Source organism: Paenibacillus sp. FSL R7-0189, assembly GCF_037969925.1.
GTDB classification, from domain to species: Bacteria; Bacillota; Bacilli; order Paenibacillales; family Paenibacillaceae; genus Paenibacillus_AQ; species Paenibacillus_AQ odorifer.
Genome location: NZ_CP150223.1, coordinates 2,909,562 through 2,923,586 on the forward strand (window position 1 = coordinate 2,909,562; position 14,025 = coordinate 2,923,586).

Annotated in this window: 15 protein-coding genes; all 15 read left to right on the forward strand. The window is 43.3% G+C overall.

Annotated elements, in window-relative coordinates:
- Nucleotides 1-30 precede the first annotated feature (30 nt).
- The 15 genes from MKY63_RS12530 to MKY63_RS12600 all read left to right on the forward strand — a co-directional run bounded on the left by MKY63_RS12530 (nt 31) and on the right by MKY63_RS12600 (nt 14,014).
- Nucleotides 31-1,191 (forward strand): sensor histidine kinase, encoded by a 1,161-nt coding sequence (locus MKY63_RS12530; protein ID WP_036681511.1) that lies wholly within the window; start codon nt 31-33, stop codon nt 1,189-1,191.
- Nucleotides 1,192-1,195: 4 nt separating this feature from the next.
- Nucleotides 1,196-1,918 (forward strand): response regulator transcription factor, encoded by a 723-nt coding sequence (locus MKY63_RS12535; RefSeq protein WP_036681509.1) that lies wholly within the window; start codon nt 1,196-1,198, stop codon nt 1,916-1,918.
- A gap of 135 nt (nt 1,919-2,053) precedes the next feature.
- The gene (locus tag MKY63_RS12540) at nt 2,054-2,497 is read left to right on the forward strand and encodes a glycosyltransferase family A protein (RefSeq protein ID WP_051491194.1); all 444 of its coding nucleotides are present in this window, start codon (nt 2,054-2,056) and stop codon (nt 2,495-2,497) included.
- A gap of 138 nt (nt 2,498-2,635) precedes the next feature.
- Nucleotides 2,636-4,648 carry a helicase-related protein gene (locus MKY63_RS12545; protein WP_339813080.1) on the forward strand — a complete coding sequence of 671 codons (2,013 nt, stop codon included), beginning with the start codon at nt 2,636-2,638 and terminating at the stop codon, nt 4,646-4,648.
- Complete coding sequence (locus tag MKY63_RS12550) at nt 4,645-5,499, forward strand: ComF family protein (protein ID WP_232061472.1); 855 nt, start codon at nt 4,645-4,647, stop codon at nt 5,497-5,499. Before MKY63_RS12545 ends, MKY63_RS12550 begins: the two co-directional genes overlap by 4 nt.
- A gap of 167 nt (nt 5,500-5,666) precedes the next feature.
- Complete coding sequence (locus MKY63_RS12555) at nt 5,667-6,077, forward strand: TIGR03826 family flagellar region protein (RefSeq protein ID WP_339813085.1); 411 nt, start codon at nt 5,667-5,669, stop codon at nt 6,075-6,077.
- Between the two features lie 103 nt (nt 6,078-6,180).
- Nucleotides 6,181-6,468, forward strand: coding sequence for a flagellar biosynthesis anti-sigma factor FlgM (gene flgM, locus MKY63_RS12560; RefSeq protein ID WP_339813088.1), 288 nt, complete (start codon nt 6,181-6,183; stop codon nt 6,466-6,468).
- Nucleotides 6,469-6,480: 12 nt separating this feature from the next.
- Complete coding sequence (locus MKY63_RS12565; RefSeq protein ID WP_036678457.1) at nt 6,481-6,981, forward strand: flagellar protein FlgN; 501 nt, start codon at nt 6,481-6,483, stop codon at nt 6,979-6,981.
- A 54-nt stretch (nt 6,982-7,035) separates the two neighbouring features.
- Nucleotides 7,036-8,619 carry a flagellar hook-associated protein FlgK gene (gene flgK, locus MKY63_RS12570; RefSeq protein WP_339813091.1) on the forward strand — a complete coding sequence of 528 codons (1,584 nt, stop codon included), beginning with the start codon at nt 7,036-7,038 and terminating at the stop codon, nt 8,617-8,619.
- Nucleotides 8,620-8,634: 15 nt separating this feature from the next.
- Nucleotides 8,635-9,552, forward strand: coding sequence for a flagellar hook-associated protein FlgL (flgL, locus tag MKY63_RS12575; RefSeq protein WP_036678463.1), 918 nt, complete (start codon nt 8,635-8,637; stop codon nt 9,550-9,552).
- 14 nt (nt 9,553-9,566) lie between these two features.
- Nucleotides 9,567-10,133, forward strand: coding sequence for a DUF6470 family protein (locus tag MKY63_RS12580; RefSeq protein WP_051491021.1), 567 nt, complete (start codon nt 9,567-9,569; stop codon nt 10,131-10,133).
- Nucleotides 10,134-10,255: 122 nt separating this feature from the next.
- Nucleotides 10,256-10,711: a flagellar assembly protein FliW gene (locus MKY63_RS12585; protein ID WP_339813095.1), complete on the forward strand. Its 456-nt coding sequence runs from the start codon at nt 10,256-10,258 to the stop codon at nt 10,709-10,711.
- Between the two features lies 1 nt (nt 10,712).
- Entirely contained in the window at nt 10,713-10,955 is a 243-nt protein-coding gene (csrA, locus tag MKY63_RS12590; RefSeq protein WP_076307524.1) for a carbon storage regulator CsrA, read from the forward strand.
- 243 nt (nt 10,956-11,198) lie between these two features.
- Nucleotides 11,199-12,020, forward strand: coding sequence for a flagellin (locus MKY63_RS12595; protein ID WP_339813098.1), 822 nt, complete (start codon nt 11,199-11,201; stop codon nt 12,018-12,020).
- Nucleotides 12,021-12,142: 122 nt separating this feature from the next.
- Nucleotides 12,143-14,014 carry a glycosyltransferase gene (locus MKY63_RS12600; RefSeq protein ID WP_339813101.1) on the forward strand — a complete coding sequence of 624 codons (1,872 nt, stop codon included), beginning with the start codon at nt 12,143-12,145 and terminating at the stop codon, nt 14,012-14,014.
- The last annotated feature ends 11 nt before the right edge of the window (nt 14,015-14,025 follow it).

Here is a 14,025-nt window from a genome sequence, read left to right on the forward strand (position 1 = left end):
TACGATCCGATAGAAAAGGGGCAAGCATCCGTGGAATTTCAAGCCGATGCGATTGATCGCGTTATTAAAAATACCATCGACGTGATGGAGAGCAGCAAGTATCAGATTTTTGAAATATTGCAGGTTGCACGTGATGAACTTGCTGCACTCAACAAGGAACTGCAGCGGGTCATGGACGAAACGGATGAAACATTGAAAAAGGTAGACAAGCTGGAGCTACAGTATCACCGCTCCAGAATCCGGCTGACAGAGGTCAGCCGGGACTTTGTCCGCTACTCAGAGAAAGATATCCGTATTGCTTATGAGAAGGCTACGGAGCTTCAGCTCGAACTCATGATGACGCGTGAGCGAGAGGTCTATCTTCGAAGCAGACGTGATGAATTACAAATGCGAGTGCGCAGTGTCGAAAATTCTGTAGAGCGTGCAGAGTCAATTGGTTCGCAAATGAGCGTAGTGCTCGAATATTTGTCGGGAGAACTAGGCCAAGTGACGAGAATTGTCGAATCTGCGAAGAACAGACAGATGATCGGACTCAAAATTATCCTGGCTCAAGAAGAAGAACGGAAGAGAATTGCCCGGGAAATTCATGATGGTCCCGCTCAAATGCTGGCAAATCTAGTCCTTAGGACGGAAATTGTAGAAAGAATGCTGGTAAAGCAGGAATTTGGGCTGGTGCAGGACGAAGTAGTAGATTTAAAAGGGCAGGTACGTAACAGCCTGGAAGAAATGCGTAAGGTTATTTTTAATTTACGACCGATGGCTCTCGATGATTTGGGCTTAATTCCGACTTTGCGGAAATATGTGCATGATTTTGAAGAGAAAACGAAACTGCGGACGACTTTGGAAACCCGGGGACAGGAACACCGACTATCTTCAGCGATGGAGGCGGCGGTATACCGTCTGGTTCAGGAAGCATTGTCTAATGCAGCAAAACATGCCTACCCAAGCTTCGTATTGGTGGAGATTACATACCAAGCGCAGTTAATTAAGATTGTGATTAAAGATAACGGATTAGGCTTTAATGTACAAAAGTTAAAAAATCAGCAAGGTAATCGGGAAAGCTTCGGGCTAGTAGGTATGCGGGAACGTGTAGAACTGCTTGAAGGAAGAATGGAAATTGTATCAGCCGAGAATCAGGGGACAACAATCGTGATCCATATTCCGACGAATGTGGAGAAGGGGAAGGAGTAGTGTGATGGAGAACTTAAACTCTAGTAAAACGCCCATTAAGGTTCTTTTGGCGGATGATCATCAGCTTTTTCGTGAAGGGCTGAAACGCATTTTGAATATGGAGGAGGATATCGAGGTCATAGGGGAGTGCGGCGACGGTATTCAGGTATTAGAGTTTTGTAACGGTACTAAACCGGACATCGTATTAATGGACATCAATATGCCTGTTGAGAATGGTGTAGAAGCCACTCAAAAACTTCGGGAAATGTTCCCGGAGGTTAAGGTAATTATTTTATCCATTCATGATGATGAGAGTTATGTATTTGAGACCCTTCGTAAGGGCGCCAATGGTTATTTATTGAAGGATATGGAGGCCGAATCCCTTATTAATGCCATTCGTTCGGTCTGTGAAGGACATGCCTTTATCCATCCAAAGGTTACTGGAAAGCTTATCAATCAATTGCGGCGTATGACTTACCTTAACGAGACTGGCGTAACTACAGATACAGTGGTGAAGGAAGCTGGTGTTAAATTTATTGCTGGCGACAACAATCCTCTAACCCGTCGTGAAGCAGAAGTGCTTCGTCTAATGGCTGAAGGTAAGAGCAACAAAATGATCGGTGAATATTTATTCATTAGTGAAAAAACAGTTAAAAACCATGTTAGCAGTATTTTGCAAAAAATGGAAGTGGATGATCGGACTCAAGCCGTTATTAATTCGATTAAATATGGCTGGGTAACCTTGTAAAAGCTTCACAGTAATACGTTACATATAGGAAAGAAATTAAGTAGACACAGCTTGCTTCCCTGATGGGTGTTCTAGGCAGTCACCGACCTTTTAATGCCGGCATATAGTGTTGGTATACAGAGGAGGTGCATCTCCATGGTAGCCCAGTTGATATGGATTGCGGTTGTTTATGTATCCGCTGCAGTGATGATTCATATGTTGCATAACCGGCAGAAGGTGCGTAAAACACCGCAGTCCGGAAAATGGATTCATTATATTTTTATTACCCGCAATCATGAATCTGTTGTGGAATGGTACATTCGGGCACTGACATTTCAAGCTCTTCTAACCGGAAAACGATTGCGAGTAACGTTCATGGATGATGGTTCGAGTGATGGAACACTTGGGATAGTTTCCAAAATGGCCGCTAGTGGCTGCTCTATCGATCTTGCAACATCTTTGTACTCTCTTCAGATGAGTGAAGAATTACAGCATGAAGGAATTGTAGTAGACTTGCGGCTGTCAGGGCAGTCTGTATCGCTGCCTTTTATGGGGATGGCAGGAAGTAGGGGATGCGAATCAAAGCGCAACAGATCTTAAGTAAATATGTAAGTAACGGGTGAAGCACACTCTCCAAGAACTGGGGGAGTGTGCTTTTTGCGTTTGGGGAGACGGAGTCGTGAATTTGGGATCAAATATGGAGTTGCTAAGTACAAGCGAAAGGTAGGAGGGATTATTATGCAAGTCGCTGTATATGCTGTGGAATGCAAGGGGAGCTGGAGGGTTAGAATTTCATTAGATCTTAGGGTAGATAGATGGTGGTGGTCTGTAGCTAGATCGGAGAAGAAAGATGGGAGTTCCTTAGCGGCGAATAGATTGGTTCTGCTTTCTTCTGTGTTGCCGCTAGGTTGGGCTGTGAAGCTCCGGGACAACTTTAAACAAAGAAGCGTAATGGGCACCTGGGGGATTAAGGAGTGGGGGCAATATATTAATAGTATGCTTGAGGCTGAGTTGAGAGAGGAGAAAGAGACAGGGGGACTGTGGGAGGCACAGTGGCTGAATGATGGAATATTCATATGGAAGCCTAATGAATCAAGTTTCGGAATAGAACAGGACAATAAGAAGAATGAAAGATACGATTGGTGTGAAAAAGAGGATTTTCAATCTGGATTACTAGAATCGGATTCAGAACAATTATTGCGGGCTGTGGCTGGGCGCTCTTTATTGGGGCCGGAAGTAGAAGCGCTGCTGGCAGAAGAATTGCCAGAGCTAGGGGGATGCTGGCGCCAGGCGGCACAACTGGCGCATCTACAGGGGCGGCTGATGCTTACAGCCGCCGTAGGCAATGCAGCCCCCGCTGCGCATGGGGCGCGGGCCCGCCAGCTCCCTGCGGGTGCTGGCGTTATGATGCGTGCGGCGGCTAAGCTGCCGCACGTATTGCGGCGTGGCGCTGTCGCTCGCCGCGCGGTTTCGCGCTGCCTGCGTTGCGGCAGCGTCCCCACCGGCCGCACGGCATGCGCCGCGTGCGGGCTTATGGGCTGCGCCTATTGCGAGGCCTGCCTCGCGCTTGGGCGCAGCCGGGCTTGTGCGCTGCTGCTGCGCAGCGCAGCACTTCCGGCCGTGCGGTGCACGGCCGCCCTTGACCCCGCCGCGGCCGCAGGCCGGTGGGGGCTGAGCCCAGCGCAGGCGGGAGCCGCTGGCGCTGCGCTGGGTTTTCTGGCGGAGCCGCGCAAGCGCTCCGCCACTTCATGCCCAGAGCGGTTTCTGCTCTGGGCGGTAACGGGAGCGGGGAAGACGGAGATGATCTTCCCGCTCCTAGAGGCTGTGCTCGCCGCCGGAGGGCGGGCGCTGGTAGCGACGCCGCGCCGCGACGTCGTACTTGAGCTCGCGCCGCGGCTCGCCCGGGCTTTTCCGGCGGAGGTCATCGCCGTACTTTATGGCGGCAGCGCAGATCGCTGGGTGAGTGGTCGCTTAACGCTCGCAACCACCCATCAGCTCCTGCGCTTCCATCAAGGTTTTGATCTCGTAATTATTGACGAGTTGGATGCGTTTCCTTACCACAATGATCCTATGTTGGCCTATGCCGCTGAACAAGCCTGTAAAGTGGATGGCTCTTTCATTTATTTATCAGCTACGCCACCACAAGAAATGCAACGTTTGGTCCGGTTAGGCAAACTTCCACATGCCAGAGTGCCTGTCCGCTTCCATGGTCATCCCTTGCCTATCCCGCAGCATTTGAGTATGCCTTCTGTTCTAACCTGTCTGAAGCGTGGAAGTATGCCAAGATCCCTTATACAGAATCTTCGAAAGTCACTGGACAGAAAAGCACAAATTTTTCTGTTTGTGTCTCGCATAGCTCATATCGAAGGTTTGCTGATCCTACTTCGTCGGAGCTTTCCTGGCGTGGTTATCGAAGGCACCTCGTCCAAGGATTCATTTTGGGCAGAAAAGGTGACTGCTTTTCGCAACCGTATCATCTCATTGTTAGTAACTACTACGATCCTGGAACGGGGAGTTACCGTGCCACGCAGTGACGTATTTATTTTGGATGCAGACAGTGGTCTTTTTGACGAAGCCTCTTTGGTACAGATGGCAGGCCGTGCTGGTCGTTCTAAAGATGATCCTGATGGGCATGTTGTATTTGCCTCCCCTCAGTGGAGCCGATCCCAGCGTGGAGCGATTGCTCAGATTCGTACTATGAATATCATCGCTCGCCGCCAAGGATATATTCGTAAAGGTGGGGCTATATGAATACCAAGCTTACAGGGTTACGAAAATCTCTGTCTTTCCTTCTTACCCCCTCCGTGCCTCAATGTCTAACCTGCGGGAAGCACAGCCCACAGTCCTCACAGCTGCCTGGTATCTGTAAGAATTGTGCGGAATCCATTCCTTGGATACGCGCTCCACGTTGCTTGATATGTGGGCGCCATGTAGGCTGTCCAGACTGCACTCGCAGCGCTGAGCCCTCACCCATTGTATGTAACCGGAGTGCGGTAGCCTACACAAACGAGATGAGAGAATGGCTCGGTCAATATAAATATCGCGGGAATGAACAATATGCCCCTTTGCTTGGACTCATGCTGGATAGAGCTTATTTAACCTTAAAGGAGGAAAAGCAGCAGGAGGCTCTTTCATCCCAGAAGGCATCGTTTTTTCATCTTATTCAACATAAGAGGTACATAAAAAACAACCTTTGGTCAGCTGATTTATTAGTTCCGGTACCTGTCAGTGATTCCAGGCTTCTAGAACGGGGCTTCAATCAAGCGGAAAGATTGGCCGATGTCCTATCTCGTCATAGGAAGATTCCACAGCTACCGCTACTAATTCGTACGCATCATACGGGTAAGCAGAGCTTTAAAGGACGTGCGGAGAGACTGGCAGATATGAAGAATGCTTTTGGAGCGAATCCGGCAGTCTCCACACCTTTTAAGGATTGGCTGAAAGATAACTCACCTATAAGCCGTCCTATTCGAATTATTATTGTTGATGATATCTATACAACGGGAAGCACGATTCGTGCTTGCGCCGAAATTCTAAAACAAATGGTCTCAAACTATGATTATGCTGCAGAAATCTATAGCCTGACCTGGGCGCGTTCCTAAAGCGAAAAATGCATGATTGTGAACAGCTATATCCATTCCATTAAGGATTAGTTGCGGTTGGTAGCGTTTCTTCTGTCCCATAGACGAATTCCTTGCAATCATGTAATCTAGGAGCATAAGAATATTATGCATTGCACAGAATGTACGGAGAGGAGCGGCTGCTTGTTATGAATCTAGACAATTGTCCAAGGTGCGGCCGGTTGTTTGTCAAGAATCTTATGGGGTTGTGCTCGGCCTGTATCAAAGAGCTGGAGCATGAATATGAGATCTGCGTGAATTATTTACGGGAAAACAAGGGAACCAACATTCAGGAGCTCTCCGATGCTACGGAGATTTCTATTAAAGAGATTACCCGCTTTATTCGAGAAGGCCGGATTTCTATAGCTAATGCACCCAATATGATGTACCCTTGCGAAGTGTGTGGTACACTGATTCGGGATGGCCATATGTGTGACAGCTGTCGTAGCCGGCTCAGGAAAGATCTCACGAATGCTGTCAAGGAAAATTCTGCTGAGGATACTACTAAAAAGACATCTGATGGTGCATATCGTGCCATAGATAAGCTGCGTGACCTATAAAATCTGCAAAAAAACGTTTGCAGCTATAAAGAATGTTTCAGTCTACGCCGATAAACTTAGTAAAGATTATCGGCTTTTTTATATTAGAAGGAAGGTGGAAGTTATGAAAATTAACGAGACCGGACGAATTAACGCGATTAATCCGTATCAACGCAGCGCGGAAGCGCAAAGGCAGGAACAAATGAAGAAAAGCACACGCAAGGATGAGGTTTCGATCTCTGATGAAGCGATTCAACTCTTGCAAGCACAAAACACTAGCAAGAATGATCCAGAACGCGCACTTAAGATCGACAATCTAAAGCAGCAGGTCTCCGCAGGTACCTATCAAGTTGATGCATCTAAGCTAGCAGAGAAACTCGCCCCTTACTTTAAGCAATCCTCCGAGAATTAGGTGAAAACATCCATGGCATTGACGACATTAATAGAACTATTGGAGCGGCTAGATGGAGTGCATGTTCAAATGCTGGATCTGGCCGCTGAGAAGAAACAGACAATTATGGATAACAAGGTGGATGCGTTAATCGACATCCTTAACCGTGAATCCAAGCTAATGAAGGTAATTGGGCAGCTCGAGGAAGAGCGAATTTTAGCCGCATATACCGTTTTGCAAGGTGTGGGTATTCGTTCCAACCTGAACCTGAACCTAACAGAGCTGTCCAGGCTTATCTTTGACCCTGAAGACAAGGCACGACTGCTGCATATTCAGCAGAAGCTTTCGGGCACTTTGCATCGCCTGAAAGAAGCCAATGACCTAAATCAGAAGCTGATAGAGCAGTCGCTTACATTTATAGATTATTCTTTGGATCTGTTGGTCGGAAGACCAAATCAGGATATCACTTATCATCGTCCGTCCGACAAAGGTAACAACGTAAATCGGTCGGGAATTTTTGATGCACGAGGTTAGAATTGTACTGATGAAGTGTTCTGCCAGAGCAGAACATAAGGAGGAGTAAGAAGCATGACATCCACATTTCACTCGATAGAGACGGCGAGACGCAGCCTTTTTACTCAGACCGCAGCTCTTAATACAACTGGACACAATATCGCTAATGCGAATACCGAAGGTTATACTCGTCAACGTGTTAATATGCAAGCCTCTTTACCTATTGAAGCGTACGGATTGTTAAAATCTACCGTTCCAGGTCAAATGGGTACAGGGGTGGAATTCTCATCTATCGATCGGATTCGAGAAATGTTTCTGGATGATCAGTACCGTGGTGAGAACGCTGCCTTCGGCAACTGGAGTCTTCAAGCAGATACGCTCTCTAAGCTGGAAGCTATCGTTAATGAGCCATCGGATACAGGCATTCGTACAGTTTTGGATAACTTCTGGAAATCGTGGTCGGATCTAAGTAAGAACCCTGAAGATCCAACAGCCCGTAAGATTGTAGTGCAAACTGCACAATCTTTGACGGATGCTATGAACTATATGAGCACGCAACTGAATAATCTGGAGCGGGATCTAACCACTAATATAGATGTTAAGGCAAAAGAAGCTCAGGGTTACCTGACCGCGATCGCAGATCTAAATAAATCGATCTATAAGATTGAGGGTATGGGGGATCATGCGAACGATTTACGTGATCAACGCGACCTGATGGCGGACAAGCTCTCCAAAATTGCTAATATTACTGTTGTAGAGACGGAAGCGGGTTATAACATTTCTTTGGGTGGACAACCTCTCGTAGAGGGTGGAGAAGTAACTGCAACCGTAGATGGCGCATTTCTTAATAATGCTTATGCCTCCGGAACTTTGAAGGGCGGCGAGGCTTACGGAATGATTTTTTCCAATAATACCTATGTCGCCGATTACAAGAAACAGCTCAATGATTTGGCGAGTACTATTGCTACAGGTGACGTTGAAATTACAGTGCCAGCTGGCTCCAATCTTCCTGAGGGCACAGTGTTGACTAATGACGCCAAGATTACACAAGCTGATGGTACCGTAGTTACGTTGACCGCTGGTCAGGCCATGCCTAAGGGCGCAACAATGTATGAGGACGCCAAGACCATTGTCAAAGGGTTAAACGGACTTCACAAGTTAGGTTACGCGATGGATGGAAGCGTCGGACGCGATTTCTTTGTAACATCAGGTGAGGCTGGAACGATCAAACTGAATCCGGAAATTGCAGCTGACGTAAATCTATTTGCAACTTCGCTTCGTACAACTGTTGATGCGAATGGAAATACGCAAGTCGTTAAAGGAAATAACACCTTGGCGCTTCTATTGACGAACCTGAAGGATAGTAAATTTACTACACCGGATGGTAGTGTGAGCAACACTGTTGGCGGACTTTTTGGCTCTATGGTTGGCCAACTTGGTATTCAATCCCAAGAGGCTGCACGTCAGACGGATAACTCAGATTATCTGGTAGAGCAGGTTAACTCCCGGCGTCAATCAGTCAGTGGCGTTTCACTGGATGAAGAAATGTCGAATATGCTAGTGTTCCAGCATGCTTATAGTGCGGCAGCACGTTTTATGACTACTTTTGATGAACTGCTCGACAAATTGATTAATTCCACCGGCACAGTCGGCAGATAAAAGGAGATATAGCGTATGTTGAGAGTAACCTCTAACATGATGAATTCACAGCTTCTGCTTAACTTAAACCGCAATGCACGTACAATGAACGATACACAATTACAGCTTTCCAGCGGACGCAAGATCAACAAGCCTTCCGATGATCCGGTAGGGATTACCTATTCCCTGCGCTACCGTGCGGAGCTCTCCTCTAATGAACAATATACTAAGAATGTTGATAGCGCACTTTCATGGCTTGATTTCAATGATACAGTTCTAGGACAGGCTGGAGATGTCGTTCAAAAGATTCGTGAACTGACTGTACAAGCTTCGACAGGTACTAATCCGCAATCCGCACTGGACAGTATCAATGCAGAAGTGATGCAACTAAAAGAGCAGCTTGTGGATATCGCTAACAGTACACTAAATGGTAAATATATCTTTAATGGTGAGCAGTACACCACCAAACCATATGATTTTGCTAAGGGTGCAGATGGAACTTACGATGTATCTAAAGCAATTACTACGGATACTGGGCAGATTCAGTTCATTGTAGGTGAAGGTGTCCGTTTGCCAATAAGTACAACTGGCAATGATGTGTTCGGGAATACCGGGGATGCGGACAATTTGTTTGCAATCATTAATAATCTTTCTGCAGGATTAAAGGCTGGCGATCTCACGGCTATTTCGGGTCAACTTGATGTAATTGATACGCGTATGGAATCCATTCTGACTGCCCGTTCTGAGATAGGAGCCAAAACCAATCGTGTAGAACTAATGCAGGAACGTCTGAGTGACTTAAATGTAAACCTGACTGATTTACAGGCAAAGACAGAAGATGCCGACTACGAGGGTTTGATTATGGAGTCAAAGATTCAGGAGAATATTTATAATGCTTCCTTGTCTGTGGGCGCGAAAATTATTTCCACAACTCTCGTAGACTTTATCAGATAACGGAGGTGGTTTTTGTGCTTCAGCCGATATTGCAAATACGTCAGTCTCCTGCAGTAATTGGTATTGATGCTGATCTAGGCACATACTCGATTACTCAGCCTAAGGCTGAGGTCGATATAACAACCACTCCGGGGAAACTTACGGTCCAATCTTTTAGGCCAGAGCTTACCATAGATCAGTCCCGAGCTTGGGCAGCCTATAATGGTGGCAATATGCTCGATATGAACAAAAGAATATACTCAGGTATTCAACATTTGTATCTTCAGGGTATTGCAAAAAAGGTCGAGCAAGGTAATCGAATGGCTCAATTTTTCAAGCCTGGAAATACTATTGCAGAAGTATATGGAACAGATACCGAACCAAATTCTTTTCCAGAGATTCGCGGACCGGCATCATTTGACAATGTAGATATTCATATAGAAACGAGAGCACCACAAATTGATTTTCGAGCCGCAAAAGTGAATATTCAAGTAGAAAGACATGATCCCGAAATTGAATATACTCGTGGCAAGTTAAATATTTATATGCAGCAATATGCTTCTATTCAGTTTATTCCACCTGAATTGAATGTCCAATTGTAGCTTCTTAAGCTATAGATGTGCCATTAAGCGCTTCTATAGCTTTTGTGTTTTGTATTTTTAGCTATATATAATTTTAGTGAATTTTATAAGAAGTTAGTTTTGCACAGCAAAACTTTTGAGGAGTGAACAACTTGATTATAGAAACGCTGTCTTGGGGGAAACTTGAAGTAGATGAAGAGCAGTTATATCATTTCCCCAAAGGATTACCTGGATTTGACGAAGAAACAAATTTTGCTTTGATAGCGATGGCGGAGTCACCCTTTTGGTATTTACAGTCAATTAGCAATATGGAGTTATCCTTTCTGTTAGTTGATCCTTTTGTTTTTTATCCCGCTTATGAATTTGAACTGCCGGATGATGAGGCGGAAGAGCTAGAGATCAGTTCTGATGTAGTTATCCGCTGTATTATTACTTTAAAAGAGCATGTTGAACAGTCTACGATTAATCTTCTTGCACCTATTGTATTAAATCCTGTAGGGCATTCTGGTAAACAAATCGTGTTACATAAAGCGCCTTATCATACGAAGCATAGCCTACTGCAAGAGCAACCAGTTATCGATGGAAAGGATGGTGGATGATATGCTCGTACTTTCCCGTAAAAAAGGGGAGTCCATTGTCATTCAAGATCAGATCGAGCTGACAATCTTAAGCGTGGATGGTGACACAGTAAAGGTTGGTATTTCTGCACCAAAGCATGTCGATATTTTTCGTAAAGAGGTATATCTCTCGATCCAAGAGGCTAACCGTGAGTCCGTCGTTCCTCAGCAGTCTGATCTGAATGCATTAATCCATCGACTTCGTGGTGTAAATAAGAATGAATAATTGACATGTAGCATACACATAATCCAGAACCTGGGACTGTTTAATCGCGGACTCGGGTTTTTTATTTTATTTTGGAGAATTTAACCAAGAAATTTCAAAAAAAATTTGATTTGCTCTAAACAGTTGGGTGCACACTGTCGATATATGTATTAGACGCTGAGCCGGCAGGGCGGCCGACCTTAATGGATCAGCGTTTACCACATGGATGTGGAACTAATTTAATTTCAGGGAGGAAATATTATTATGATTATCAATCACAATATTGCAGCAATGAACACACACCGTCAATTGGGTACTAACACTACGAACACTAACAAAGCTATTGAAAAGTTGTCTTCTGGTCTTCGTATCAACCGTGCGGGTGACGATGCTGCAGGTTTGGCAATTTCCGAAAAAATGCGTGGTCAAATCCGTGGTTTGGATATGGCTACTAAGAATGCTCAAGATGGTATTTCTTTGATTCAAACAGCTGAAGGTGCTTTGAACGAAACACACAGCATCCTGCAACGTATTCGTGAACTGTCTGTACAATCAGCAAATGATACTAATACTAATGAAGATCGTGCTGAGCTTCAAAAAGAAGTAACTGAGTTGACTACTGAAATTACCCGTATCTCGACTGACACTGAATTTAATACTAAGAAATTGCTTAATGGGGCTGGCGTAAGTAATGCTGTATTCCAAATTGGAGCTAATACAGGTCAAGCTATTAAATTGTCAATCGGCGACATGAGTGCTGGAAAATCAGGACTTGGCTTGCAGTCCGTTGCTATCGGAACTCAAGCAGGTGCTAACTCAGCATTGGCTATTCTTGATAGTGCTATTACAAAAGTTTCTGCTGAACGTGCAAAATTGGGCGCAAATCAAAACCGTTTGGAGCACACTATTAATAACTTGGGAACTACTTCTGAAAACTTGTCTGCAGCTGAATCCCGTATTCGTGATGTTGACATGGCTAAGGAAATGATGAATCAAACGAAGAACAACATTCTTGCTCAAGCTGCACAAGCAATGTTGGCACAAGCGAACCAACAACCACAAGCTGTGCTTCAATTGCTTCGTTAATAGTAATACAAAAAAAGGAAGCCTCAGGGCTTCTTTTTTTTGTATTACTAATGCTAATCAGTAGGGTATGGAACTCCGATATATATAGTAAAATAACAAGTGATTTATGAGAGGATAACCATATGATCAAGACAGTTTCTTTATGCATGATCGTTAAAAATGAGGAAAAGTATTTGTCTAGATGTTTAGAAAGTGTACGTAATAAAGTTGATGAGATAATTATAATCGACACCGGATCGACTGATAGTACTCTTGAAATTGCGAAGCAATATACAAATAAAATATATCATTTCACTTGGGTTAATGATTTTGCAGCAGCAAGGAATGAATCGTTAAAATATGCATCTTCTCAGTATGTTCTTATATTAGATGCTGATGAATACTTGGATCCTGCAGCAGATCTCCAAAAGGATATCTCTAGTAACTTTGATTATTACTATGTAAAGATTATTAATGATATGTCGTACGGGACTATACTCAAACATACGGCTATACGGTTGTTTGCCAATTATAAAAAACTCATCTATCATAATCGTTTACATGAACATCTAAATGTTATGGATAATCAAGGGGATTATAAAGGTTCAGCGGGAGAATTAATTATTCACCACTCGGGTTACACGAATGAAGTTATACAAGATAAGGATAAGCAAAGACGTAATTTATCTCTAATGCTACAGGAAGTTAAGGAAAGTCCAACAGGATATAATTTCTTTAATATGGGTAAAACCTATATGTGGTTAGGAGAACATGAGAAAGCAATACCTTATTTGCAAAAGGCATACTCATTAAGCAAAGAAATGATAATTATACCAGAGATAATAGTTTCCCTTTGTTCGTGTTTAAAAGATTTGCACAGATATGAAGAGGGTTTGATAATTCTAAAAGATGCTATTCCTATTTATCCAAATGAAACTGATATGAAATATATGCAAGGATGCTTGTTTATGGAAGCTGGATATACAAAAGATGCAATGAAGGCGTTCGAAAAATGTATAGAGCTTGGAGATCAAGGTATAACTGTTACAGAAGGGAATGGAAGCTATTGGGCTCGATATAAGTTGGCTGAAATTCATGAGGGAGCATATCAATTATTAGAAAGCTACGATCAAATTACGCAGGTGTTAAAAGAAAAGAAAACATTAGGTGTTGGGTTAGAAAAGTACTTTCAAATTGTATCAAAAGCAAACACTCCTCATGATGAGGTTTATGAAAATTTCAAGCAAATATATACAATAAATGATGAGGATGATTTAAAGCTAATACTTGAGGTACTTTATAAATTACGACATCCACTACTATACAAATATGTTGACCTTTATAATGTCAGCCTTCAGGATAATATTATTGCGGTGGCAAAACAATATAATAAGATGTATGAAGAAGCAAGAGCTAATTGGATGGTAATGGATGAAATACCGAAGCAAAATGTTGAAGATGTTTTATTATTGGCACTGATTTTTAAAGATATGAAGCTTTTATTACTGGTAAGAGATGAATTAAATTTGAGTATTAAGGAATCAAAAGTATTGAATGCAATTATAAATCAGGATCCACTGGTATCTATGAAAATTACTACACCTATTGAAGGTTTACTTTATAGGATGTTAGAACATTTGATTGTTCTGAAAGAGTTTGATCATTTTCAATTATTATCGGAATATTTTTTACAAGGATCAGTGGAGAATTCCCTTAAATTAGGGGAATTGTTATCAGGTTATTCTTTCAAGGAACTTGCTATAGATATTCTTATAGAATCATTCAGAAAAAGTCCGAATAATGTTAATGTTGTACGTTTACTTGGAGATATTTGTTTTGATTTGAATTATTTAGAAGATTCTCAGTTGTTTTATACTAAATTACTAGATATATGTCCAGAGTTTAGTTCCTATGAAAGAATCTATAATTTATACGAAAAGTTGGATGACAAAACCGGAATGAGTGAAACAAAAAAAACCATGAAAAATAAATTCAAGCTTTCTATTTCAGGTTAGTAATTAGACAT

What these genes read in the sequence shown, in the direction of transcription:
- MKY63_RS12565 (WP_036678457.1), top strand. Translation starts at nt 6,481, where the DNA reads ATGGCATTGACGACATTAATAGAACTATTGGAGCGGCTAGATGGAGTG.
- flgK (WP_339813091.1), top strand. Translation starts at nt 7,036, where the DNA reads ATGACATCCACATTTCACTCGATAGAGACGGCGAGACGCAGCCTTTTT.
- MKY63_RS12600 (WP_339813101.1), top strand. Translation starts at nt 12,143, where the DNA reads ATGATCAAGACAGTTTCTTTATGCATGATCGTTAAAAATGAGGAAAAG.
- flgL (WP_036678463.1), top strand. Translation starts at nt 8,635, where the DNA reads ATGTTGAGAGTAACCTCTAACATGATGAATTCACAGCTTCTGCTTAAC.
- MKY63_RS12540 (WP_051491194.1), top strand. Translation starts at nt 2,054, where the DNA reads ATGGTAGCCCAGTTGATATGGATTGCGGTTGTTTATGTATCCGCTGCA.
- MKY63_RS12535 (WP_036681509.1), top strand. Translation starts at nt 1,196, where the DNA reads ATGGAGAACTTAAACTCTAGTAAAACGCCCATTAAGGTTCTTTTGGCG.
- MKY63_RS12550 (WP_232061472.1), top strand. Translation starts at nt 4,645, where the DNA reads ATGAATACCAAGCTTACAGGGTTACGAAAATCTCTGTCTTTCCTTCTT.
- csrA (WP_076307524.1), top strand. Translation starts at nt 10,713, where the DNA reads ATGCTCGTACTTTCCCGTAAAAAAGGGGAGTCCATTGTCATTCAAGAT.
- MKY63_RS12595 (WP_339813098.1), top strand. Translation starts at nt 11,199, where the DNA reads ATGATTATCAATCACAATATTGCAGCAATGAACACACACCGTCAATTG.
- flgM (WP_339813088.1), top strand. Translation starts at nt 6,181, where the DNA reads ATGAAAATTAACGAGACCGGACGAATTAACGCGATTAATCCGTATCAA.
- MKY63_RS12555 (WP_339813085.1), top strand. Translation starts at nt 5,667, where the DNA reads ATGAATCTAGACAATTGTCCAAGGTGCGGCCGGTTGTTTGTCAAGAAT.
- MKY63_RS12545 (WP_339813080.1), top strand. Translation starts at nt 2,636, where the DNA reads ATGCAAGTCGCTGTATATGCTGTGGAATGCAAGGGGAGCTGGAGGGTT.